We start from the raw sequence: 22,878 nt of genomic DNA, 5'->3' as shown, positions 1-22,878 counted from the left end.
AACAGTGACCGCGAAGTCGGGTGGAGTACACCTCTCCTTCTGACACTGTTCTGTCATGGGACAGAGCGCACTCTCCTCGCCCGATGCCCGGCTGGGACGGGCCGTTCGGACGGCCGGAACGATGGACGAGGTCAGCGGCGTGGTTCTGCTGCTCCCGGGCGGCCGGGCCGACTCGCACCGTCGCCCCTCCCCCCTGTCGTACGCGGCACAGCTGCCGTTCGCCCGTTCCCTGGCCCGCGCCGGGGTGGGCGACGGGCTCGCGGTGCACGTGCTGCGCTACCGCCGCCGGGGCTGGAACGCGGACGACGCGCATCCCGTCGAGGACGCCGCGTGGGCGGCCGACGAGGTCCAGCGCCGGTACGGCGACGTACCGGTCTGCCTGGCCGGCCACGGGACGGGCGGCCGGGCCGCGCTGCGGGCGGCCGGGCACGGCGCGGTCACCTCGGTCCTGGCGCTGGCCCCGTGGCTGCCGGAGCAGGCGTCGGCCGAACCGGAGCCGGTGAGGCAACTGGTGGGCCGACGGGTGCTGATCGTGCACGGCACCAACGACGAGCGCACCGACCCGGAGCTGTCCTACCGGCTGGCCGAGCGGGCGAAGAAGTCCAACCGGGACACCTGCCGCTTCGAAGTCCATTCCGACGGCCACGCGTTGCGCCAGCACCGCTCCGAAGTGATGGCGCTGGCAGCCGACTTCGTGCGTGGCTCGCTCTTCGCCCGGTCCTACGCCCGCCCGGTCGCGGACGCGCTCGCCGCGCCGCCGCCGCTGGGGCTGCGGATGCCGCTGGCCGCCGGGTTCGGCCGGTCGCTGCGGCACTGAGCGCATGCCTCGCCGGGCGTCCGCTCAGTCCGGCAGCAGGTGGCCGCGGCGCGAGAGCAGGAAGCGTTTGAAGGCGGCGACCGGCGGGGTGTCGGGGTGGCCGTCCAGCCAGGCGACCCCGATCTCGCGGGCGGCGCGCGGCGAGGTGACCGTCAGCTCGACGACGCCGGGGCGGGCGACCGCGGGCGGCGGCAGCAGGGCCACCCCGAGCCCGGCGGCGACCAGCCCGCGCAGGGTCTCCGCCTCCTCGCCCTCGAAGGCGACCCGGGGTGTGAAGCCCGCCTCCGCGCACAGGTCGTCGGTGATCCGGCGCAGCCCGTAACCGGGCTCCAGGGTGACGAACGTTTCGTCGGCGGCCTCCGCGAGACGGATGCGCCGGCGGGACGCCAGACGGTGGTCGTCGGGGACCACGAGGCGCAGCCGCTGTTCGTCGAGGCGGCGGGAGACCAGGTCGGGGGCGTCGGGCACGGGTGAGGTGAGGCAGAGGTCGAGGCCGCCCGCGCGCAGCCGTTCGATCATCGCCTCGCCGTAGTTCTGCACGAGCTGGAAGCGGACCTTGGGGTGGTCGACCCGGAAGGCGCGGATCAGGGCGGGCACGGTCTCCGAGCCCATGGTGTGCAGGAAGCCGAAGGAGACCCGGCCCGCCGTCGGGTCGGCGTCCGCCCGGACCGAGTCGGCGGCCTTCTCCACCTCGGCCAGGGCCCGTTCCGCCGAGCCGAGGAAGGTGCGGCCCGCCGGGGTGAGCGAGACGGTGCGGCCCCTGCGGGCGAACAGGGCGACGCCCAGGTCCGCTTCGAGCCGGACCATGGCCCGCGAGAGCGTGGACTGCGGGACGCCCAGCTCCTGTGCGGCCCGGGTCACATGCTCGTGCCGGGCGACCGCCTCGAAGTACGCGAGGCGAGGCGCGAGCACGGCCCGGATGTCTTCTTCGTAACTGCTGGGTGACAGCCGAGGCCCTGAGCTGCGTTCATGCGCCATGGGATTGATTATCGCAGTTCTGTGCATTGGACGCATGAAACGTCTCGCTCTACTTTCGACGTATGCCTCCTGCCAGTACCGGGGCATCCACCATCGTCGTGGATGCCTCTGCCCCGCAGTCCCCCGTCACCACCACCGCCGAGCCCTCCGCCGCCACCCATGAGCGTCTGGAGCCCGGCCGCCCCGGCTACCGCCGGATGAGCCTCGCCCTCTTCGCCGCCGGTGTCGCGGCCTTCGCACTCCTCTACTCCACCCAGGCGCTGCTGCCCGCGCTCTCCGCGTCGTTCGACGCGACCGCCGGACAGGCGAGCTGGACGGTCTCGGCCGCGACCGGGGCGCTGGCCCTGTTCGTGCTGCCGCTGAGCGCGCTCTCGGAGCGGTTCGGGCGGCGGCAGATGATGACGGCGTCGCTGGCGGTCGCGGTGCTCGTCGGACTGCTGGTGCCGTTCGCCCCCTCGATGGGCGCGCTGATCGCGCTGCGCGCCGTCCAGGGTGCGGCGCTCGCCGGACTCCCGGCCTCCGCGATGGCGTATCTCGCGGAGGAGGTGCGGCCCAAGGCGCTGATCGCCGCGATCGGACTGTTCGTCGCGGGCAACAGCATCGGCGGTATGAGCGGGCGCATCCTCACCGGCTGGGTCGCCCAGGCCTGGGGCTGGCGTGCCGCGCTGGCGGCGGTCGGGCTGCTCGCGCTGGCGTGCGCCGTCGCGTTCCACTTCCTCATCCCGAAGGCCCGGAACTTCCGTCCCGGTTCGCTGAACCCGAAGGCCCTCGCGAAGACCGTCGCCACGCATCTGGCGGACCCGCTGCTGGTCCGGCTGTACGCGATCGGCGCGCTGTTCATGACGGTGTTCGGCGCGGTCTACACGGTGATCGGCTACCGGCTCGTCGAGGAGCCGTTCAGCCTGCCGCAGGGCGTCATCGGCTCGATCTTCCTGGTCTACCTGGTCGGTACGGTCTCCTCCGCCGCCGCCGGACGTCTGGTGGCCCGCCTCGGCCGCCGGGGCGCGCTCTACCTGGCGGTCTCCACCACGGCCGCCGGGCTGCTGCTCTCGCTGGCCGACCAGCTGGCCGCCGTACTGCTGGGCCTGGTGCTGATCACGGCCGGCTTCTTCGCCGGGCACGCGGTCGCCTCGTCGTCGGTGAGCCGTACCGCGACGACGGGCCGGGCACAGGCCTCGGCGCTCTACCAGTCGGCGTACTACCTGGGCTCCAGCGTGGGCGGCACGCTGGGCGCGGTCGCCTTCCACGCCGGGGGCTGGACGGCGACGGTGGCGCTCGGGCTGCTCGCGGTCATCGGGGTCGTCTCGATCACCCTGTACGGGACCCGGGTGGCGCGCGCGGAGCGGCGGGCGCTCGTCCCCGCCACGCGCTGAAGCACAACCGAGACGTACCGGCGCGCAACCACCGCACCCCCTCGCACGTCTACCATGCGTAACCAGCAACGCACTGTGGGCGAAGGGGAGTCGGCGCGCATGCGAGTCACGGCGAAGATATCCGGAAGACCTCTGCGACGAGGGGTGGCCCTGTCCGTCGCCGGACTGGTGGCCGCTCCGGCCCTGGTCCTGGGCACCGGCACCGCCGCCCACGCGGCGTCCTGCACCACGTCGGTGGGGCCGCACCAGAAGCAGGTCGAGAAGTTCCTGAAGCGGCCCGTGGACGGCAAGCAGTCGACCGCCGACTGCAAGGCGATCCAGAAGTTCCAGAAGAAGCACGGGATCACCCCCACCATCGGCTACGCCGGTCCGCTGACCTGGCGCACGATGAACACGATGCTCGCCCAGAAGGCGGCCGGGAAGAACCCCAACAAGGCGAAGAAGTGCCCCACCGACAAGGGGCGCATCGCTTGTGTCGACCTGACGCGGCAGCTGAGCTGGATCCAGGACGGCACGAAGCTGAAGTACGGCCCGGTGCCGGTGCGGACCGGCCGGAACGGCGTCGAGACCCGGACCGGGTCCAAGAAGATCTACTGGCGCAACATCAACCACTGGTCGACCATCTACAAGGTCTGGATGCCGCACTCCCAGTTCTTCGACGGCGGCCAGGCGTTCCACTCGGTCACCAAGTCCATGTACAACCCGCCGGGCTCCGGCGGCTGCGTCAACATGCGCCCCGCCGACGCGAAGGCATACTGGAAACTGCTGAAGAACGGCGACGACGTGTACGTGTACGGGCGCAAGCCCGGGACCTGAGCGACGCGCTCGGCACCGGCGGACACCTTGAGGGGTGCCGGGAGGATCGTGGCCGCGGCCACGGCCGCCGGGCGCCCCCTTGTCCTCTTTCCGCCCCGACTGTCAGTGGCCTGCGGTAGCTTCCGACGTACCGGGTGACGGATGCCACAGCGCGGGCTGCGCGCGACAGGGGTGGAGCGATGAGCGATCTGACCACGACGACGGCCACAGGAGCGGCGGCGGGCGCCGGGGGCGCCGCCGACGCCGCCGGGATCGACAGCCGCCTGGAAGGGCACCGGATCGAGCTGACGGGGTACTGCTACCGGATGCTCGGATCCGCCTTCGAGGCCGAGGACGCGGTGCAGGACACCCTGGTCCGGGCCTGGCGCAACTTCGACAAGTTCGAGGGCCGCTCCTCGCTGCGCTCCTGGCTCTACCGGATCGCCACCAACGTCTGCCTGGACATGTTGAACGCGGGCAACAAGCGGGCCCGCCCCGTCGACCTGACGGGCCCCACACCGCTCGCCCAGGCCGCGCTCAGCCCCCGCCCGGAGAACGTCTGGCTGGAGCCGATGCCCGACGGCCGGATCCTGCCCTCGGTCCAGGACCCGGCGGAGGCGGCCGTGGCGCGCGAGTCGGTGCGCCTGGCGTTCGTCGCCGCCCTCCAGCACCTGCCGCCCAAGCAGCGGGCCGTGCTGATCCTGCGCGAGGTCCTCGCCTGGAAGGCCGCGGAGGTGGCCGAGCTGCTGGAGACCTCCGTCGCCTCGGTCAACAGCGCCCTGCAGCGGGCCCGCGCCACGCTGACCGAGACGGAGGGCCGGGCGGGCGACGTGGCGGACCCCCTCGACGAGGAGCAGCAGAAGCTCCTGGAGCGCTATGTGAAGGCGTTCGAGGGATACGACATGACCGCCCTGACCGCGCTGCTCCACGAGGACGCGGTGATGACGATGCCGCCGTTCGACCTGTGGCTCCGCGGCACCGGGGACATCACGGGGTTCATGACCTCCATCGGCGCGTCGTGCGCGGGCTCCAAGCTGGTGCCCGTCCTGGCCAACGGCTCCCCCGGCTTCGCGCACTACAAGCCCGCCGAGGACGGGGACGGGTTCGTGCCGTGGGCGGTCCAGGTCATCGACATCCAGGACGGGGCGATCACCGGGATGCACTGCTTCCTCGACGTCCCGCGCTGGTTCCCGCTGTTCGGCCTGGCCGAGCGGCTCCCGGCCGACGCGTAGGAGTGAGTGGCCGGGCCGACCGGCTCCCGGCCGACGCGTAGCACTCAGTGGCCGGGCCCGGCACCCCGGGGCGCCGGGCCCCGGGTCGGCGCAGCCGGGGCGCCGGGCCTCCGCCGGCAGCCGTACGCACGTAGGTGCGCGGCCGGAGACGGTACGGGCCCGGCCCGTGCGCGCCCGACGTCAGCGCGGGTCGGGCACCCGCCCCTCCGGGCCCTCCTCCAGGGCCACCACGTCGGCCAGCCCCACCAGGTCCAGCAGCGAGCGGAGTTCGGGGGGCACGCGCAGCAGCCGCAACGTGCGTCCGGACCGGCGGGCGACGAGCGCGAGGCGGGCCACCGCCTCGACCAGGGTCAGATCAGGCCGGATCACCCCGCCCACATCGCAGTCCACCGCCGCGCCCGGGGCGAGGGCAGCCCCGCGCGGGTCGGCGAGGGCGCGTTCCAGCTCGGCGCAGAGGCCGGGCACGACGGCGCGGCCGACCTGGCCGGTCACGGTCAGGGCGATCGGATTCTCGGTATCCACACCAGGCAGACCGGACCGGCGGGCGAAATTCATCGGCCCTCTCCGTGCGACCCCGCCACGGAGGGGCCGTTTTGCGACAACTGTGAGCTCCTGGCGCCTTGCGCGTAAACCAACTCCCCCATTCTTCCCTCTAGTTCGGTGAACCGACGGGCCGCAGCCGTGGTTCCTGCGTCGCTGCGGACCGGCGGGACCGAGAAACCATCGAGTTCTCCAGGGGGAGAGTTGCGCAGACACGTGAGAACCGCGTGCATACCGGCGGTCGCCACTGCCGTGGCCGTGGCGCTGGCGGCGGGCATGACCTCGTCCGCCGTCGCCCAGCCGGATCCGAGGGCGTCGTCCGACGCCCGGGCCCAGGACCGTTCCCAGGACAGGGAGCTGCGTCAACTGACCCTCGTCACGGGGGACCGGGTCACCGTCGACGACCAGGGCAAGCCGGTCGCCTTCCGGCCCGCGAAGGGCCGGGAGAACATCCCGGTGCAGCGGATGAGCACCAAGGGGCACACCCTCGTCGTTCCGGCGGACGCCCATCGGCTGATCGTCTCCGGCAAGCTCGACCGTCGGCTGTTCGACGTCACCGAGCTGAGCCGCCCGGAGAACCTCCGGGCCCAGCGCGACGGTCTGAAGCTGATCGTCGGCTACCGGGGCGAGCAGGCGGCCGCCGCGAAGGCGCAGGTCCGCGACGCGGGCTCCACAGAAGTGGGACGCAGTCTGAAATCGCTGAACGCCGAGTCGGTGACCACACCGACCGCCGACGCGCCGGCCATCTGGAAGGCGCTCACCGACCGACGCGCGAGCGGTGAACGGGTCACCACCGCGGCCGGCATCGACCGGGTCTGGCTGGACGGCGTGCGCCGGGCGAGCCTCGACAAGAGCATCCCGCAGATCGGCGTCCCGGCGGCGTGGAAGGCCGGGTTCACCGGCAAGGGCGTCAAGATCGCGGTCCTGGACACCGGGACGGACGCCACCCACCCCGACCTCAAGGGCCAGATCCTCGCGGAGAAGAACTTCAGCGCCGCCAAGGACACCAAGGACCGGGTCGGCCACGGCACGCACGTCGCCTCGATCGCGGCGGGCACCGGCGCCAAGTCGGGCGGCAAGTTCAAGGGCGTGGCCCCGGACGCCAAGCTGCTCGCGGGCAAGGTGCTCGACGACGACGGCTACGGCGAGGACTCCGGCATCCTGGCCGGAATGGAGTGGGCAGTCGCCCAGGGCGCCGACATCGTCAACCTGAGCCTCGGCGGGATGGACACCCCGGAGGTGGACCCGCTGGAGGCCGCGGTCGACAAGCTGTCGGCCGAGAAGGGCGTCCTGTTCGCCATCGCCGCGGGCAACGAGGGCAACAGCGCGGGCACGGTGGGCTCGCCGGGCAGCGCGGACGCCGCGCTCACCGTGGGCGCGGTCGACGACCAGGACAAGCTGGCGGACTTCTCCAGCCGCGGCCCGCGGGTCGGGGACGGGGCGGTCAAGCCCGACGTGACGGCCCCCGGCGTGGACACCACGGCGGCCATCCCGTCCGGCTCGCTGATCGCGAAGGAGGTGGGCGAGAACCCCGCCGGCTACGCGACGATCTCGGGTACGTCGATGGCCACCCCGCACGTCGCGGGCGCGGCCGCCCTGCTCAAGCAGCAGCACCCCGACTGGACGTATACCGAGCTGAAGGGCGCGCTGACCGCGTCCACGAAGCCCGGCGCGTACAACCCGTTCCAGCAGGGTTCCGGCCGGATCGCGGTGGACCGGGCGATCGCCCAGACCGTGGTCGCCGACCCGGTCTCGGTGAGCTTCGGGGTGCAGCAGTGGCCGCACACCGACGACAAGCCGGCCACCGAGAAGGTCACGTACCGCAACCTCGGCACGAGCGACGTCACCCTCGATCTGAAGGCGACGGGCACCGGCCCCGCGGGCAAGCCCGCCCCGGCCGGCTTCTTCACGCTCGGCGCGGACCGGGTCACCGTCCCGGCGGGCGGCACGGCGGAGGTGACGCTGACCGCCGACACCCGGCTCGGCTCCACGGCCGACGGCACGTACTCCGCGTACCTGGTGGCCACCGGCGGCGGGCAGACCGTGCGCACGGCCGCCGCGGTCGAGCGTGAGGTGGAGAGCTACGACGTCACGGTCAAGCACCTCGGGCGGGACGGCCGCCCGGCCGCCTACGCGGACAGCACGCTCTTCCGCTTCGGTGCGCAGTCCGGCAACCCGTTCCTGAGCCCGCCGGTCGTCGACGGCACGGCGAAGATCCGGGTGCCCAAGGGCACGTACGTGGTCAACTCCACGGTCTACAACGACCCGGACGACGTCACCAAGGGCGCCGACTGGATCGCGCAGCCCAAGGTCGCGATCACCAAGAACACCTCGCTGACGTTCGACGCCCGCAAGGCGAAGCCGGTGAAGCTCACGGTGCCGGACGCGAAGGCGAAGGCTCAGCTGTTCTCCCCGGACTACCGGGTGGAGGAGGCGAACGACGCGGTCTCCTTCGGCCGGCTGATGGAGTCACCGGCCGGCATCCGCACGCTCCACGCCGGCCCGAAGATCACCGACGGCTCGCTCGCCCAGCACTGGTCGGGCACCTGGAGCAAGGGCGCGTCGACCGAGTACGACATCGCGGTCGGCGGCACGGTCAAGCAGCTCGCCACCGGCTTCGACCGGAAGTTCACCACGGCGCAGCTGGCCAAGGTGAAGATCACCATGGGCTCGGCCGCGCCGAAGAAGAAGGGTTCGATCACCGCCTTCCCCCTCCTGCCCACGCAGGGCGGCAGCTGGGCGACCTCGATCGACCAGAAGCTGCCCGGCACCCGCACGCTGTACGTCTCCACCGGGGACAAGGTGGCCTGGAGCTTCGACTTCGACCAGCAGGGCCCCCTCGACGCGGACGGCTGGCCGACGTACGAGGCCAACTACCAGGTCGGCAAGGAGGCGGCGTACAAGGCGGGCAAGACGTACACGAAGTCCGTGAACACGGCGGTGTTCGGCCCGCTGGTGGACAAGGACTACGGCATCGTCCGTGACGGCAACGAGATCACCGGCTTCCTCCCGCTGCTGGCCGACGGCCGGGGCAACGCGGGCGAGATGCTGTTCACGTCGGCCGAGACCGTCCTGTACCGCAACGGCAAGAAGCTCGGCCAGAACGGCGACCCGGTGGGCGGCGAGCCCTTCCGGGTCCCGGCGGGCGCGGCAGACTACAAGCTGACGACCACGGTCCAGCACAACGCCAGGGTCAACCCCCTCTCCACCCGGGTGGACGCGGCCTGGACGTTCCGCTCGAAGAAGACCGCGTTCACGATGCTGCCCGTCTCCACCGTCCGGTTCACCCCGGCCGTGGGCGCCGACGGCCGGGTCAAGGCGGGCAAGACCGTCGCGGTGCCGGTGAAGGTCCACGGCGCAGCTGCGGGCAAGAACCTGAAGTCGCTGAAGACGTACGTCAGTTACGACGGCGGCAAGACCTGGAAGAAGGTCACCGTCAAGAAGGGCAAGATCACCGTCAAGAACCCGGCCAAGGGCAAGGCGATCTCCTTCTCCGCCAAGGTCACCGACAAGAAGGGCAACACCTCGTCGGTGAAGATCTACAGCGCGTACTTCGGCAAGTGACCCGATACGTCCGGTAGTTCACGCTCGCATGACGGCGGCCCGCCGCACGGATCCTCTCCGTGCGGCGGGCCGTCCGCGTGTCAGCTGATGGGGAAGACGCTGGTGTCGATGACCAGCCCGAACGGCTCGGGAAGGGTCAGCTTCCGCCCGTACTCGACCGTTTCCAGGACCCGGTACGTACCGCCCTCCGGCTCCCCGTACAGCGTCGCGGTCGGGCGGCCGGAGTGCCAGGGGTCAAGGAGCAGGAAGAGCTCCACCCCGGCCTTGGCGTAGCCGTTGACCTTGCTGACGCGGTCGTGGTTGGCGTTGGCGCGGGAGGTGATCTCGACAACGAGGCGGGCTTCGGCGGCGGGGACGGTGTGACCGGTCCCGACGAGCAGCGCTCGCTCCATGACCACGAGGTCGGGGATATAGATGCCATCCCGCCCCGGCAACGAGAGGCCGAGCGTCTGGTAGACACCCCAGTGCTCCGGGATGACGGTGTAGAGCCTGCGCTGGAGCAGCTCAGCGGTGGTGTTGTGGTCCTTGGACGGCGGTGGCGACACGGTGACGATCTCCTCGATGATCTCCACCTTGCAGCCCTCGGGTGCGTCCGTCTCCTCCCAGATCCGGACCAGGTCGTCCCAGTCCTGGCCGTGGCCCGGCACGGGTTCGACGGTGAGTGCGCTCATGGCGGTCTCCTCTATCGGTACGTCACCTGGGGCCTTGCGTCCGGATCAGGGCGGGCTCGCGGGCCCCGGCACGCGCATCTGCCGCGTTGTCGTCAATCACCATGGCTCCTTCCCCAAGCTCTCGGCTCCGCTCGAGCAGGGGAGACCCCATCTGCCTCAATCCTCCGCCTTGCAGCTGCACGCACCGGACCCCGCTCCCTGATCCACCCTGATCCGGACGCAAGGCCCGAGTCCAGCATGCCGAACGGGACCGGTGGCAGTCCACCGATCCCGTTCACCCATATGGGGAAACCGCAGGTCAGGCGATACGTTCCCGCACCACCGGCAGCGGTGCGAACGACGTGCCGGCCGGGGCGATGTCGTACGCCTCGGGCAGCGCCTTCAGCGCGTAGTCGAACTTCTCCGGGGTGTCCGTGTGCAGCGTCATCAGGGGCTGGCCCTCGGTGACGGTGTCGCCGGGCTTCGCGTGCAGCTCGACGCCCGCGCCCGCCTGCACCGGGTCCTCCTTGCGCGCGCGGCCCGCGCCGAGGCGCCAGGCGGCGACGCCGACGTCGTAGGCGTCCAGGCGGGTCAGTACGCCGGAGGAGCGTGCGGTCACCACGTGCTGCTCTCGGGCGGTCGGGAGCGTGGCGTCCGGGTCGCCGCCCTGGGCGGAGATCATCCGGCGCCAGACGTCCATGGCGGAGCCGTCGGCGAGGGCCTTCTCCGGGTCGGCGTCCTTGAGCCCGGCGGCGTCCAGCATCTCGCGGGCGAGGGCGAGGGTCAGGTCGATGACGTCCTTCGGGCCGCCGCCGGCCAGCACCTCGACGGACTCGCGGACCTCCAGCGCGTTGCCCGCGGTGAGGCCGAGCGGGGTGGACATGTCGGTGAGCAGCGCGACCGTGCGCACCCCGCTGTCGGTGCCGAGCGCGACCATGGTGGAGGCCAGTTCGCGGGCGTCCTCGATGGTCTTCATGAAGGCGCCCGAGCCGACCTTGACGTCCAGGACGAGCGCTCCGGTGCCCTCGGCGATCTTCTTGGACATGATCGAACTGGCGATCAGAGGGATCGCCTCGACGGTGCCGGTGACGTCGCGCAGCGCGTACAGCTTCTTGTCGGCGGGGGCGAGGCCGTCGCCGGCGGCGCAGATGACCGCGCCGGTGCCGTCGAGGACGCTGAGCATCTCCGCGCCTGTGAGGTGGGCCCGCCAGCCGGGGATGGACTCCAGCTTGTCCAGGGTGCCGCCGGTGTGGCCGAGGCCCCGGCCGCTGAGCTGCGGCACGGCCGCGCCGCAGGCGGCGACCAGCGGGGCGAGCGGCAGGGTGATCTTGTCGCCGACGCCGCCGGTGGAGTGCTTGTCGGTGGTCGGGCGGGACAGCGCGTCAAAGTTCATCCGCTCGCCGGAGGCGATCATCGCGGCGGTCCAGCGGGCGATCTCGGTGCGGTTCATCCCGTTGAGCAGGATCGCCATGGCGAGGGCGGACATCTGCTCGTCGGCGACCTCGCCGCGGGTGTAGGCGTCGATGACCCAGTCGATCTGCTCGGGGGTCAGCTCGCCCCGGTCCCGCTTGGTGCGGATGACGGAGATGGCGTCCATGGGAATCCTTCCGGCCTGGTGCGTACGCAAGAGTAAGAGTCCCAAATGACTCTACGCGCATAGAGGGGCAGAGGAGCGGTGGCCCTTCCGGGAAAGGGAAGGGCCACCGCCAGGAGATACGAGGTTCAGCCGAGGTGCTGCGGGCCGAAGGCCTGGGGCAGCATCTGGTCCAGCGTGCGCCGTCCGTCCGGCGTCTCCAGGAGCAGCTCCGGGCCGCCGAACTCGTACAGCAGCTGTCGGCACCTGCCGCACGGCACCAGGACCGCCCCGGTGCCGTCCACGCAGGTGAAGTGGGTCAGCCGGCCGCCGCCGGTGGCGTGGAGCGCGGAGACCAGACCGCACTCGGCGCAGAGCGAGAGGCCGTAGCTGGCGTTCTCCACGTTGCATCCGGTGATCGTGCGGCCGTCGTCCACGCGGGCGGCGACACCGACCGGGAAGCCCGAGTAGGGGGCGTACGCCCGGGACATGGCGTCCCGGGCCGCGGCCCGCAGGGTCTCCCAGTCGGCCTCGCCGAACGCCTCGGCGGGCGGGCCTCCGGCGGCGGGCGGCGTCACTTGCCCTCGCCCTTGCGGTACGGCACGCCGTCCGCCTTGGGCATCCGCAGCCGTTGCGCGGAGAGCGAGAGGACCAGCAGCGTCGTGACGTACGGGGCGGCGTCGACGAACTGGCTCGGCACCTGGTCGGTCAGGAGGTACCAGGTGAACAGCAGCGCCGAGACGGCCGCCGAGATCACCGCGGCGACGTACTTCTTCCGGTACAGCTGCCAGAACACGGCGATGACCAGCAGGATCGCCAGCAGGAGCAGCATCGCGTGGACGTTCTCCGCGCCGCCGCGCAGCTTGAGGCTGTCGGTGAAGCCGAAGAGTCCGGCGCCGAGCGCCATGCCGCCCGGCATCCAGTTGCCGAAGATCATCGCGGCGAGGCCGATGTAGCCGCGGCCGCCGGTCTGGCCCTCCTGGTAGATGCCGGTGGCGACGATCGCGAGGAACGCGCCGCCCAGGCCCGCCAGACCGCCGGAGATCGTGACGGCGATGTACTTGTACTTGTAGACGTTGACGCCGAGGGTCTCGGCGGCCACCGGGGACTCGCCGCAGGAGCGCAGCCGCAGTCCGAACGGGGTGCGCCACAGGATCCACCAGGTGGCGGGGATCAGCAGCAGGGCGACGACGGTCAGCAGGGAGAGTCCGGTGACCAGGCCGCCGAGGATGCCCGCGAGGTCGGAGATCAGGAACCAGTGCTGTTGTTGCAGGTCCTGCAGCCAGTCGGAGAGTCCTGGGATCGTGATCTTGTCGATCTGATCGATGCGCGGGGACTGCTTGGAGGAGCCGCCCTGGATGCCGTCGAAGGCGAAGTTGGAGAGGTAGCGGGTGACGCCGACGGCGAGGATGTTGATGGCCACACCGGAGACGATGTGGTTCACGCCGAAGGTGACGGTGATGACCGCGTGCAGCAGGCCGCCGAGGCAGCCGCCGAGGATCCCGAAGAGGACGCCCACCCACGGGCCCCACTGGAAACCGGCCCAGGCGCCGAACCAGGTGCCCAGGACCATCATGCCTTCGAGGCCGATGTTGACGACGCCCGCGCGCTCGGCCCACAGGCCGCCGAGTCCGGCGAGGCCGATCGGGACGGCCAGTTCCAGGGCGCCGGCGACCTGGCCGACCGAGGTGACGTCGTTGGCGCCGCTGATGAGGCGTACCAGGGAGACCAGGGCGAGCGCGCCCGCGATGATCAGGAGGACGACGGGCAGGGAGAGCTTGCGGCGGCCGCCGCCCTTGGTGGGGGCGACGCGTGCGGCGGTGGCTTTGCTCGTGCTCACAGGGCCGCCTCCTTCTCGGTCTTGATGGCATGGCCGGCGGCGAGCTCCTCGCCGACCTTCTGCTGCTGGCGGCGGATGCCGTACCGGCGGACCAGCTCGTAGGAGACGACGACCGAGATCACGATCAGGCCCTGCATGATCGTGGCGATCTCCTTCTCGTACCCGTACTGGTCGAGCGAGGCCGACGACTTGTCCAGGAAGGCGATCAGCAGGGCGCTGAAGGCGATGCCGAGCGGGTTGTTGCGGCCCAGCAGCGCGATGGTGATGCCGGTGAAGCCGATACCGGTGGGGAAGTCGAGGCTGTAGGTGTGGGTGTCGCCGAGCAGCGTCGGCATGCCGGCCAGGCCCGCGACCGCACCGGAGATCAGCATCGAGGTGAGGATCATCTTCTTGGCGTCCACGCCGGACGCCTGGGCGGCGCTCTCGCTGGCGCCGGTGGCGCGCAGGTCGAAGCCGAACCGGGTGTGGTTCAGCACGAACCAGTACAGGAGGCCGCAGCCCGCGGCGACGAACGTGAAGCCGTAGATCTCCCCTGCCTGGTCGCCCATCGGCAGCCCCGGGAACCAGCCGGACTCGGCGATCTCACCGGTGGTCAGGTTGTTGGAGCCGGCCGGCTGCTCGCCGAAGTTCTTCGGCAGGATCAGCCAGGCGACCAGGGCGGTGGCGATCGAGTTGAGCATGATCGTCGAGACGACCTCGCTCACCCCGCGGGTGGTCTTGAGGAAGCCCGCGATGCCCGACCAGAACGCGCCGACCAGCATCGCGACGATCACGATGAGCGCGATGTGCAGCGGCCCCGGCAGGCTGACGCTCGCGCCGACCAGCGCGGCCATCATGGCGGCGAGGCGGTACTGCCCGTCGACGCCGATGTTGAAGAGGTTCATCCGGAAGCCGACGGCCACGGCGAGTGCGGCGAGGTAGTACGTACCGGCCTGGTTGACGATCAGGACCTGTACGTCGACGTAGCTCGCCGACTCGAACATGATCCGGTACGGCTCGAAGGGGTTCCGGCCGGAGGCGAGCAGCACCGCGGTCGTCAGCGCGAGGGCGACGACCAGGGCGAGCACCGGGCCGGCGAAGCCCAGGATCAGCCGGTCCTTGTCGAATTTCTTCATCGGGCCTCGTCCTCCGGGCTTTCGAGGTGCCCGGTGGCGGCGCCGGTCATGGCCGAGCCCAGTTCCTCCGGGGTGATGGTGGCCGGGTCGGCGTCGGCGACCAGTCGGCCGCGGTACATGACGCGCAGGGTGTCGGAGAGCCCGATCAGCTCGTCCAGGTCGGCCGAGATCAGCAGGACGGCCAGCCCTTCGCGGCGGGCCTCGCGGATCTGGTCCCAGATCTGCGCCTGCGCGCCGACGTCCACGCCACGGGTGGGGTGGGCGGCGATGAGGAGCTTGGGCGCGTGGCTCATCTCGCGGCCGACGATCAGCTTCTGCTGGTTGCCGCCGGAGAGGGAGGCCGCGGTGACCTCGATGCCGGGGGTGCGCACGTCGTACTCGCGCACGATCCGCTCGGTGTCGGCGCGGGCCGCCTTGTTGTCCAGCAGCCAGCCGCGGCTGTTGGGCTTCTCGGTGACGTGGCCGAGGATGCGGTTCTCCCACAGCGGGGCGTTCAGCAGGACGCCGTGGCGGTGGCGGTCCTCGGGGATGTACCCGATGCCGGCCTCGCGCCGCTTGCGGGTGGGGACCTGCGAGATGTCGTCCTGGTCGAGGGTGATCACCCCGCCGTCCGGGATGCGCATGCCGATCAGGGCCTCGATCAGCTCGGTCTGCCCGTTGCCCTCGACCCCGGCGATGCCGAGGACCTCGCCCTGGTGAATGGTGAGGTCGATGCCGGCGAGCACGTCGCGGACGGTGCCGTCGGGGTCGGTGACCGTGAGCGCCAGGTCCTTCACGCGCAGCATCGGCACATCGGTGACGGTGGACTCGCGGGTCTCCGGCGAGGGCAGCTCGCTGCCGACCATCAGTTCGGCGAGCTGCTTGGTCGTGGTGGACGCCGGATCGGCGGTGCCCACGGTCGTGCCGCGGCGGATCACCGTGATGTCGTCGGCGACGGAGAGCACCTCGCCGAGCTTGTGCGAGATGAAGATGACGGTCAGGCCCTCGGCCTTGAGCTCGCGCAGGTTGGCGAAGAGCGCGTCGACCTCCTGCGGTACGAGGACCGCGGTCGGCTCGTCCAGGATCAGGATGCGGGCGCCCCGGTAGAGGACCTTGAGGATCTCCACGCGCTGCCGGTCGGCGACCCCGAGGTCCTCCACGAGCGCGTCGGGCCGGATGCCCAGACCGTACGCGTCGGAGATCTCCTTGATCTTCTTCCGGGCGCCGGAGCCGATGCCGTACAGCTTCTCGCCGCCCAGGACGACGTTCTCCAGGACGGTGAAGTTGTCGGCGAGCATGAAGTGCTGGTGCACCATGCCGATGCCCCGCTCGATGGCGTCGCCCGGGTTGGAGAACGAGACCTGCTCGCCGTTGATCGCGATGGTGCCCTCGTCCGGCTTCTGCATGCCGTAGAGGATCTTCATCAGGGTGGACTTGCCGGCGCCGTTCTCACCGACGAGGGCATGGACCGTGCCCTTGGCGATCGTGATGTCGATGTCGTGGTTGGCGACGACGCCGGGGAAGCGCTTGGTGATGCCGTGCAGTTCCACGGCAGGGGGGCTGCTGGACGCGTTGATGACGCACTCTCCTTGGCCGGACAGGAGCGGGGGCGGAGGGGCTGGGGGGCTCTGGGGGGCGGGGGTGAAGTTATCGCGCCGGAGGGCTGTCTACACGCGTAGCGCTGCCGAATCGTGAAACACAGGTGCACGTCACGGTCCGGACGCGCGGTCCGGGCCGGGTGGGAGAGCACTGCGAGAGGCGGATCTTCATTCGTTTCTGCCGCGAACGTTCGCGTTCCGCGGGGGACCGCGAAAGTTGGCGTTCCGCGGCGTGGAGCCTGTCCGTACGGCGGGAATGGACTCGCGGCCCTGTCCGTCCCCGCCGACCGCGGATGCGGCCGGCGGGGACGGACAGGGCCTTGAGGAAACCAGCTGTACGGCAGGAGGCTCCGTGCTGCTTACGGAGCGGTCTTGACGGTGATCTTGCCGCCGATGATGTCCTGCTTGGCCTTGTCGACGGCCGCGATGACGTCCGTCATCTTGGTGAACGCCGGGTTGGACATCGACAGGCCGACGCCGTCCTTGTCCAGGCCGTAGCGGATCTCACCGGTGGTCGGCTTGCCGTCCTGGACCGACTTGATCAGGTCGAACACCGAGTCCTCGACGTCCTTGGTGACCGAGGTCAGGATGGACTCCTTGTAGGCCGCGAGGCCCTTCTGCTGGTACTGGTCGGAGTCGACGCCGATGTTCCACTTGCCCGCCTTGGAGGCGGCCTCGATGGCACCGGAACCGGCCAGACCGGCGGCCGAGTAGATCACGTCGGCCTTCTTGTCGAGCTGGCCCTGGGCCGCGGCCTTGCCGAGGTCGGGCTTGGAGAAGCCGTCGAAGTTCGGCGGCTGCGTGAGGTACTGCGGGAGGACCTTGACCGCGGGGTCGGTGTCCTTGGCGCCCTGGATGAAGCCCGCCTCGAACTTCTTGATCAGCGGGGTCTCGACACCGCCGATGAAGCCGATCGTCTTCGTCTTGGTGACCTTGGCGGCGGCGACGCCGGCGAGGTAGGAGCCCTGCTCCTCGTTGAAGACAATGTTGGCGATGTTGTCGCCGGTCACCGAGGCGTCGTCGATGATGCCGAAAGTGGTCTTCGGGAACTTCGGCGCGACCTTCTTGATGGCGGGGGCGTAGGCGAAGCCGACGCCGATCACCGGGTTGTTGCCGGAGCGGGCCAGCTCGGTGAGGCGCTGGACCTTGTCCGCGTCGCCCTCACCGTCGGAGGGCTCGGCCTCGCTGCCCTTGACGTCGAGTTCCTTCTCCGCCTTGGCGAGTCCGGCGTAGGCGGCGTCGTTGAACGACTGGTCGCCGCGGCCGCCGATGTCGTAGGCGATGGCGGCCTTTTCGCCGCCCGAGTCGGAACCGGCGTCCGACGACGATTTTCCGCCACAGGCGGTGACACTGAGAGCGAGCGCCGCGGACGCAATGCCCACGGTGGTGATCCTGGTGATCCGGCGCAAGGGAAGGCTCCTTCAAACCTGACCGAAGCGCCTCTTCCGGCGCTGGTTTCGCGGCGATCGTAACGCGCGTAGATGTCAGATAAGAGCACGTACGGAAGCCGTTATCGGATCGTCGTGAACAGAAGGCCTCCCGTAGGTCCACGAACGGCCCACGAAGACTGTGTCAACGCTCCGCTAACGGTTCCCGTCGAACAGCGCCGCGGCGGTGAACAGCTCGACCCCCACGGTGATGGCTTCCTCGTCCACGTCGAAGTTGCCGCGGTGCAGGTCGAGCCCGCGCGTGTCGCCCGGGGTCCGGACGCCGAGGCGGGCCATCGCGCCGGGCACCCGCTCCAGGTACCAGGAGAAGTCCTCGCCGCCCAGGCTCTGCTCGGTGTCCTCGATCGCATACGATCCGCGGCGCTCGGTCATCGCGGCGTCCAGCAGGCCGATGGACTCCGCGTCGTTCACCACGGGCGGCACACCGCGCACGTAGTTGATCACGGTCTTGGCCCGGTGCATTCCGGCCACCTCGTCGATGGCGGAGTGCACCAGGTCGGGGGCCGCGCGCCAGGCGTCCAGGTCCAGGCAGCGGACGGTGCCGGAGAGCTCGGCGTGCTGCGGGATGACGTTGGGGGCGTGCCCGGTCTCCAGCCGCCCCCAGGTCAGCGCGAGCCCGGAGCGGGCGTCGACCCGGCGGGCGAGCAGCGCGGGCACGTCGACGGCGATCCGGGCGGCGGCGGTGACCAGGTCGGTGGTCAGGTGCGGCCGGGCGGTGTGCCCGCCGGGCCCGTCGAGCGTGACCTCCAGCCGGTCGCAGGCCGAGGTGATGGCCCCGATCCGCAGCCCGATCCGCCCGACGTCCACCTTCGGGTCGCAGTGCACCCCGATGATCCGCCCGACACCCTCCAGCACCCCGGACTCGATGGCGTCGACCGCGCCTCCGGGCAGGACCTCCTCGGCGGGCTGGAAGATCAGCCGCACGGCGTGGGGCAGCAGCCCCTCCCGGTCGAGACCGGCGAGCACGAGCCCCGCCCCGAGCACGGTGGTGGTGTGCACGTCGTGCCCGCAGGCGTGCGCCCGGTCGGGCACGGTGGACCGGTAGGGCACGCCCGCCTTGGTGTCCGGGATCGGCAGCGCGTCGATGTCCGCCCGCAACGCCAGCATGGGCGTCACCCCGTCCCACTCCCCCACGTCGCACATGAGCCCGGTCCCGACGGCGAGGACCTTCGGCTTCAGCCCGGCCTTCTCCAGCCGGTCCTTGATGGCCGCGGTGGTGCGGAATTCCTGGTTGCCCAGCTCGGGATGCATGTGCAGATCCCGGCGGAAGGCGATCAGCTCGGCACGCAGTTCGTCGGAGAGCCTGCCGGGCAGCGCACCTCCCCCGGACTGGCCGGCCGGGTTGTGGGGGCGGGAGGCGCGGGACTTCAACTGGTTCACCTTATGAAGCGTAGGCCCCCTGCCCCCTCAACTGGCCACAGATCAACAAAACTTCAGCCGCTCAGGCGAACAAATTTCCTGTGAGGACGTGTGACGCTGGGTGGTTGCGGGTATACCCGTTCGCCTTCCGCACCGGGGTCCGCGCGCTTGCGGGAAAGGCGCGAGACACGCGGCGAGAGCCTTCATAGGATCGCGCAGAAATCATGAGCATCCTGTGAGGAGCCCTATGAACAGTCGGTCCGACTCCGCCCCGAACAGAAAGAGACGGAACAGAGAGGGACGGAACAGAGAGGGACGGCTCCGTCACGGCACGCTCCTGGTGGCCGTCGCCGCGTCCCTCGGTACGGTCGCCGCCCTGGCCCCGCCCGCCGCAGCCGCGCCGGGCCTCTCCCGTACCACCGCGTCCGCCGACCGCGCGCGCCCGGCGAACACACCCCCCGAGATACCGGACCGCCTGGCCACGAGCCCCGCGACCGCGTGCGCGGGCGGATTCATCGGCAATACCCGGACGACGCTCATGGCCCGGGTGCAGGACGCCGACTCGCCCTCCCTCACCGCACAGTTCCAGGTCTTGGACGCCGACGGCACGGACCCGGTGGCCGAGCATTCGGTGGACGCCACGGCGGGCAGCACCGCCGCCGCCTACTCGATCGACCTGCCTTCCGGCGATTACCGCTGGCGGGTCCGGGCCACGGACTCCGGGGGAGCCGCATCCGCCTGGACCGGTTTCTGCGCCTTCTCGGTCGACCGCGTACGTCCGGACCGGCCGCCGACGGTCGTGTCGGAGGAGTTCCCCGACGCGGACGCCGGATGGCCGGCGGAAACCGGGGACGCCCGCACGCCCGGCACCTTCACTTTCGGCGCCGACGGCGTGGACGACGTCGTCGAGTACGTCTGGTACAGCACCTTCGACTCGCAGCAGCGGAAGGTCTCCGTCTCCCCCGGTGGGACGGCCGACGTGACGGCCACTCCACTGACCGGCGGCCCGCACATGCTGTACGCGTACAGCGTCGACCGTTCCGGCAATCGCTCGGACACGACCACCTACCACTTCTACGCCCGGGGCATCACCACACCCGACGCCCCCGGCGACCTCAACGGAGACGGCGCCAAGGACATCTGGAGCCTGGACGACCGAGGCGAGCTGCTCACCTACGCGGGCCGGGGCGACGGGACCTTCGCCCCCGCGGCCGACGCCGGACTGACCGCCCCCGGGGCCGGCACCGCCTACCGGACCGACTGGAACGACGACGGATACATCGACCTGGTGACCCTGGAGTACAACCCCAACACGCGGCGGAAGCATCTCTGGGTCCATCCCAACAGCGGCCTGGGAAGGGTCGACGGCACCCGGGACCGGCAGCTCCTGACGGTCGACTGCCCGGTCCCGGACGAGGACTACGGCTGTGTGGGCGAGCCCGGCTGGACCGGCGACGACCATTGGGGCGACGCGGAGCAGGTGATCGCCCCCGGCGATCTGAACGGTGACGGCAGAAGTGATCTCCTCGTCCGTGAGGGCGGCCGGCTGTGGATCTACCACGGCAAGCACGGGATGCGGCTGAATGTGCCGGTGGCGGTCGGCGGCTCGGACTGGGACGACTTCACCGTCCTCGCGCCCGGCGACCTCGACGCTGACGGCCTGGCCGACCTGTGGCTGCGCGACAACGCCACCGGCGACCTCCACAGCGTGCGCGGCGGCAGCGGCACGGACGGCGCACCGGACCCCGCCGCCTGGGGCGACCCCGCGAACCGTGTGCTGATCGGCACCGGTTTCACCATGGTCGCCCGCCCGGTGCTGGACACGGTCGGCGACCTCGACGGCGACGGTGTCGCCGATCTGCACGGCCGTACGCAGGACGGCACCCTGACACTGTGGCCGGGCCGCGTGGCGGCGGACGGCGGCTTCGGCTTCGGGGAGGGGCGGGCGATCGGGTAACTCCCCCGGATCGGCCGGGTGTTCCCCCGAGGATCGCCTGACTCCCCCGGGCCGCCGCCGCGCCGGCGGCGGCCCTCAGGTAGCCACCGACGACAGCCGCTGCACCCCCCGCGCCGTCTCCGTGACCCCGCTCAGGAAGCCCTGGGCGCGGGGCGAGGCCGTGGCGCGGAGCCATTCCGGGGCGATGTCGCAGACCGCGACGTTCACGCCCGTGCCGGCCAGGGCCAGCGGGAGGGTGTGGACGACCGTGGAGGGGAAGCTGACGATCGTGCGGCCGATGGGGCCGCGGCGGGCGATGAGCTCCAGGGGGAGGTCCGGGCGGACGATCTCCAGGCCGGTGGCGGCTTCCAGGGCGTGGAGCTTCTCGGCGGACTCGCGGCGGTGGGCGAAGTAGCGGGTGGCGCCGTGGGCGCGGGCCAGGGCCGTGACCGCCTCCTGGTACGGGACGGGGTCGACGACGCCCGTCTCGACCAGGGAGGTGCCGACCAGGTCCGCGCCCTTGCCGATGCTGGGCGGGCCGAAGCGGGCGCGGGTCCAGGCGAAGGTGTTCGGGGTGACCGCGATGCCGGGCGGAGCCTCGACCGGCATCGCGGTGAACACCTCGACCGTGTGGTTCGCGCTCGGGGTGAAGCGACGGCGGGCCGTCGCCGTGACCGGGGCCAGGACCAGTTCGCGCGGTCCGGTGCGGCCCCGGCGGTGCCAGCGCGTCAGCCGTTCGCCCCGGGCCAGCTGGGCGACGAACTCCATGGTGGCCGTGCCGTCGTCGACCACCGTGAGGCGATCGGCGCGGACCAGGGTCAGCAGGAGCTGCACATAGCGGGAGAACGGGTCGCCGATCACTATGTGGTCCGCGCGCCGGACCAGGCCGGCCAGGGCGCGCAAGGCCTTCAGGGGGCGCCGGACTCGCCGCGCGCCTCCTGCCAGCGGACGGCGATGCCCTCGTCGCGGGCCAGCTCCGCCATCCGGCGCAGCTGACCGCGCGACATCGGGTCGACCGGGGGGAGGACGACGACCGTGGTGGCGGCCGGATCGTCTCCCCCCTGGGTGTGAACCCACTCCAGGACGTTCAGGAGCTGGACCGGGCTCTCGACGAAGGCGAGGTTCACCGGTCGGCGCTCAGACCGCGACCGGCTCGGGGGCCGCCGCGTTCTCGGTCTCGGCGACGACGCCCGCGACCCGGCGGAGCTTCTTCATCGGGCCGAGCTCGGACTCGTACACCTTCTTGACGCCGTCACCGAGGGAGGCCTCGATGGTGCGGATGTCGCGGACCAGGCGGGTCAGGCCCTGCGGCTCGACGGAGGCGGCCTGGTCGGAGCCCCACATGGCGCGGTCCAGGGTGATGTGGCGCTCGACGAACGTGGCGCCGAGCGCGACGGCGGCGAGGGTGGTCTGGAGGCCGGTCTCGTGGCCGGAGTAGCCGATCGGGACGTTCGGGAACTCCTGCTGGAGGGTGTTGATGACCCGCAGGTTCAGCTCCTCGGCCTTCGCCGGGTACGTGGAAGTGGCGTGGCAGAGAAGGATGTTGTCGCTGCCCAGGACCTCGACCGCGTGGCGGATCTGCTTCGGGGTCGACATGCCGGTGGAGAGGATGACCGTGCGGCCGGTGGCGCGCAGGGCGCGCAGCAGCTCGTCGTCGGTGAGGGAGGCGGAGGCCACCTTGTGGGCGGGGACATCGAACTTCTCCAGGAAGGCGACGGCCTCGGTGTCCCACGGGGAGGCGAACCAGTCGATGCCGCGCTTGGCGCAGTGCTCGGCGATGGCGGTGTACTCGGCCTCGCCGAACTCGACGCGGTGGCGGTAGTCGATGTACGTCATCCGGCCCCAGGGGGTGTCGCGCTCGATGTCCCACTGGTCGCGCGGGGTGCAGATCTCCGGGGTGCGCTTCTGGAACTTGACGGCGTCGCAGCCGGCTTCGGCGGCCGCGTCGATCAGCGCGATGGCGTTGTCGAGGTCGCCGTTGTGGTTGATGCCGATCTCGCCCGTGATGTAGACGGGGTTGCCGGGGCCGGCGGTGCGGGTGCCGAAGGTGCGCAGGCGGGAGGTGCTCATGGTGGTGCTTC

At 71.1% G+C, this 22,878-nt stretch carries 17 protein-coding genes and 1 pseudogene; 6 read left to right on the top strand and 12 right to left on the bottom strand.

The genetic code is table 11. The annotated features are described in order from the left end of the window. Window positions 1-55 precede the first annotated feature (55 nt). Window positions 56-817: an alpha/beta hydrolase gene (locus AC3CH1_RS16270; protein WP_488463606.1), complete on the top strand. Its 762-nt coding sequence runs from the start codon at window positions 56-58 to the stop codon at window positions 815-817. A gap of 24 nt (window positions 818-841) precedes the next feature. Here the strand turns inward: AC3CH1_RS16270 and AC3CH1_RS16265 are convergent, their stop codons facing one another. After that, complete coding sequence (locus tag AC3CH1_RS16265) at window positions 842-1,795, bottom strand: LysR family transcriptional regulator (RefSeq protein WP_488463605.1); 954 nt, start codon at window positions 1,793-1,795, stop codon at window positions 842-844. Between the two features lie 62 nt (window positions 1,796-1,857). Between AC3CH1_RS16265 and AC3CH1_RS16260 the strand changes: the two genes are divergently transcribed. The 3 genes from AC3CH1_RS16260 to AC3CH1_RS16250 all read left to right on the top strand — a co-directional run bounded on the left by AC3CH1_RS16260 (window position 1,858) and on the right by AC3CH1_RS16250 (window position 5,195). Further along, window positions 1,858-3,168: an MFS transporter gene (locus AC3CH1_RS16260; protein WP_488463604.1), complete on the top strand. Its 1,311-nt coding sequence runs from the start codon at window positions 1,858-1,860 to the stop codon at window positions 3,166-3,168. A 99-nt stretch (window positions 3,169-3,267) separates the two neighbouring features. Continuing rightward, complete coding sequence (locus AC3CH1_RS16255) at window positions 3,268-3,984, top strand: L,D-transpeptidase family protein (protein ID WP_488463603.1); 717 nt, start codon at window positions 3,268-3,270, stop codon at window positions 3,982-3,984. 179 nt (window positions 3,985-4,163) lie between these two features. Further along, entirely contained in the window at window positions 4,164-5,195 is a 1,032-nt protein-coding gene (locus tag AC3CH1_RS16250) for a sigma-70 family RNA polymerase sigma factor (protein WP_488463602.1), read from the top strand. Between the two features lie 180 nt (window positions 5,196-5,375). On the opposite strand, the gene AC3CH1_RS16245 is transcribed toward AC3CH1_RS16250, so the two are convergent. Continuing rightward, window positions 5,376-5,750, bottom strand: coding sequence for an STAS domain-containing protein (locus tag AC3CH1_RS16245; protein WP_488463601.1), 375 nt, complete (start codon window positions 5,748-5,750; stop codon window positions 5,376-5,378). A 201-nt stretch (window positions 5,751-5,951) separates the two neighbouring features. Here AC3CH1_RS16245 and AC3CH1_RS16240 point away from each other — a divergent pair, with 201 nt between their 5' ends. After that, window positions 5,952-9,299 carry a S8 family peptidase gene (locus tag AC3CH1_RS16240; RefSeq protein ID WP_488463600.1) on the top strand — a complete coding sequence of 1,116 codons (3,348 nt, stop codon included), beginning with the start codon at window positions 5,952-5,954 and terminating at the stop codon, window positions 9,297-9,299. Between the two features lie 80 nt (window positions 9,300-9,379). On the opposite strand, the gene AC3CH1_RS16235 is transcribed toward AC3CH1_RS16240, so the two are convergent. The 8 genes from AC3CH1_RS16235 to AC3CH1_RS16200 all read right to left on the bottom strand — a co-directional run bounded on the left by AC3CH1_RS16235 (window position 9,380) and on the right by AC3CH1_RS16200 (window position 18,873). After that, on the bottom strand, window positions 9,380-9,970 hold the full coding sequence (locus AC3CH1_RS16235) for a Uma2 family endonuclease (protein ID WP_488463599.1): 591 nt from the start codon (window positions 9,968-9,970) through the stop codon (window positions 9,380-9,382). A gap of 298 nt (window positions 9,971-10,268) precedes the next feature. Next, window positions 10,269-11,546: a thymidine phosphorylase gene (locus AC3CH1_RS16230; protein ID WP_488463598.1), complete on the bottom strand. Its 1,278-nt coding sequence runs from the start codon at window positions 11,544-11,546 to the stop codon at window positions 10,269-10,271. Window positions 11,547-11,671: 125 nt separating this feature from the next. Beyond that, window positions 11,672-12,100 (bottom strand): cytidine deaminase, encoded by a 429-nt coding sequence (locus AC3CH1_RS16225; protein WP_488463597.1) that lies wholly within the window; start codon window positions 12,098-12,100, stop codon window positions 11,672-11,674. Beyond that, entirely contained in the window at window positions 12,097-13,362 is a 1,266-nt protein-coding gene (locus AC3CH1_RS16220; RefSeq protein WP_488463596.1) for an ABC transporter permease, read from the bottom strand. Before AC3CH1_RS16220 ends, AC3CH1_RS16225 begins: the two co-directional genes overlap by 4 nt. Beyond that, entirely contained in the window at window positions 13,359-14,477 is a 1,119-nt protein-coding gene (locus tag AC3CH1_RS16215; RefSeq protein WP_488463595.1) for an ABC transporter permease, read from the bottom strand. The genes AC3CH1_RS16220 and AC3CH1_RS16215 overlap by 4 nt, the downstream gene beginning before the upstream one ends. Continuing rightward, window positions 14,474-16,057: an ABC transporter ATP-binding protein gene (locus AC3CH1_RS16210; protein WP_488464413.1), complete on the bottom strand. Its 1,584-nt coding sequence runs from the start codon at window positions 16,055-16,057 to the stop codon at window positions 14,474-14,476. The genes AC3CH1_RS16215 and AC3CH1_RS16210 overlap by 4 nt, the downstream gene beginning before the upstream one ends. Before the next feature lie 356 nt (window positions 16,058-16,413). Further along, window positions 16,414-17,463, bottom strand: coding sequence for a BMP family lipoprotein (locus AC3CH1_RS16205; RefSeq protein WP_488463594.1), 1,050 nt, complete (start codon window positions 17,461-17,463; stop codon window positions 16,414-16,416). A 174-nt stretch (window positions 17,464-17,637) separates the two neighbouring features. Continuing rightward, window positions 17,638-18,873 (bottom strand): amidohydrolase, encoded by a 1,236-nt coding sequence (locus AC3CH1_RS16200; RefSeq protein WP_488464412.1) that lies wholly within the window; start codon window positions 18,871-18,873, stop codon window positions 17,638-17,640. Between the two features lie 328 nt (window positions 18,874-19,201). Here AC3CH1_RS16200 and AC3CH1_RS16195 point away from each other — a divergent pair, with 328 nt between their 5' ends. Further along, window positions 19,202-20,818 (top strand): FG-GAP-like repeat-containing protein, encoded by a 1,617-nt coding sequence (locus AC3CH1_RS16195; protein WP_488463593.1) that lies wholly within the window; start codon window positions 19,202-19,204, stop codon window positions 20,816-20,818. A 75-nt stretch (window positions 20,819-20,893) separates the two neighbouring features. Here AC3CH1_RS16195 and AC3CH1_RS16190 read toward each other — a convergent pair. Both AC3CH1_RS16190 and AC3CH1_RS16185 read right to left on the bottom strand, forming a co-directional pair. Then, window positions 20,894-21,924, bottom strand: a pseudogene (locus AC3CH1_RS16190) (hypothetical protein). 10 nt (window positions 21,925-21,934) lie between these two features. Then, window positions 21,935-22,867 (bottom strand): N-acetylneuraminate synthase family protein, encoded by a 933-nt coding sequence (locus AC3CH1_RS16185; RefSeq protein WP_265599740.1) that lies wholly within the window; start codon window positions 22,865-22,867, stop codon window positions 21,935-21,937. Window positions 22,868-22,878 lie beyond the last annotated feature (11 nt).

The sequence above is a fragment of the Streptomyces sp. MGP-P1 genome, from assembly GCF_057766565.1.
Note: the sequence above shows the minus strand (reverse complement) of the source record. Positions and strands in the feature narration are given on the sequence as shown.

What these genes read in the sequence shown, in the direction of transcription:
- AC3CH1_RS16185 (WP_265599740.1), bottom strand. Translation starts at nt 22,867, where the DNA reads ATGAGCACCTCCCGCCTGCGCACCTTCGGCACCCGCACCGCCGGCCCC.
- AC3CH1_RS16235 (WP_488463599.1), bottom strand. Translation starts at nt 9,970, where the DNA reads ATGAGCGCACTCACCGTCGAACCCGTGCCGGGCCACGGCCAGGACTGG.
- AC3CH1_RS16265 (WP_488463605.1), bottom strand. Translation starts at nt 1,795, where the DNA reads ATGGCGCATGAACGCAGCTCAGGGCCTCGGCTGTCACCCAGCAGTTAC.
- AC3CH1_RS16255 (WP_488463603.1), top strand. Translation starts at nt 3,268, where the DNA reads ATGCGAGTCACGGCGAAGATATCCGGAAGACCTCTGCGACGAGGGGTG.
- AC3CH1_RS16250 (WP_488463602.1), top strand. Translation starts at nt 4,164, where the DNA reads ATGAGCGATCTGACCACGACGACGGCCACAGGAGCGGCGGCGGGCGCC.
- AC3CH1_RS16270 (WP_488463606.1), top strand. Translation starts at nt 56, where the DNA reads ATGGGACAGAGCGCACTCTCCTCGCCCGATGCCCGGCTGGGACGGGCC.
- AC3CH1_RS16230 (WP_488463598.1), bottom strand. Translation starts at nt 11,546, where the DNA reads ATGGACGCCATCTCCGTCATCCGCACCAAGCGGGACCGGGGCGAGCTG.
- AC3CH1_RS16245 (WP_488463601.1), bottom strand. Translation starts at nt 5,750, where the DNA reads ATGAATTTCGCCCGCCGGTCCGGTCTGCCTGGTGTGGATACCGAGAAT.
- AC3CH1_RS16260 (WP_488463604.1), top strand. Translation starts at nt 1,858, where the DNA reads ATGCCTCCTGCCAGTACCGGGGCATCCACCATCGTCGTGGATGCCTCT.
- AC3CH1_RS16215 (WP_488463595.1), bottom strand. Translation starts at nt 14,477, where the DNA reads ATGAAGAAATTCGACAAGGACCGGCTGATCCTGGGCTTCGCCGGCCCG.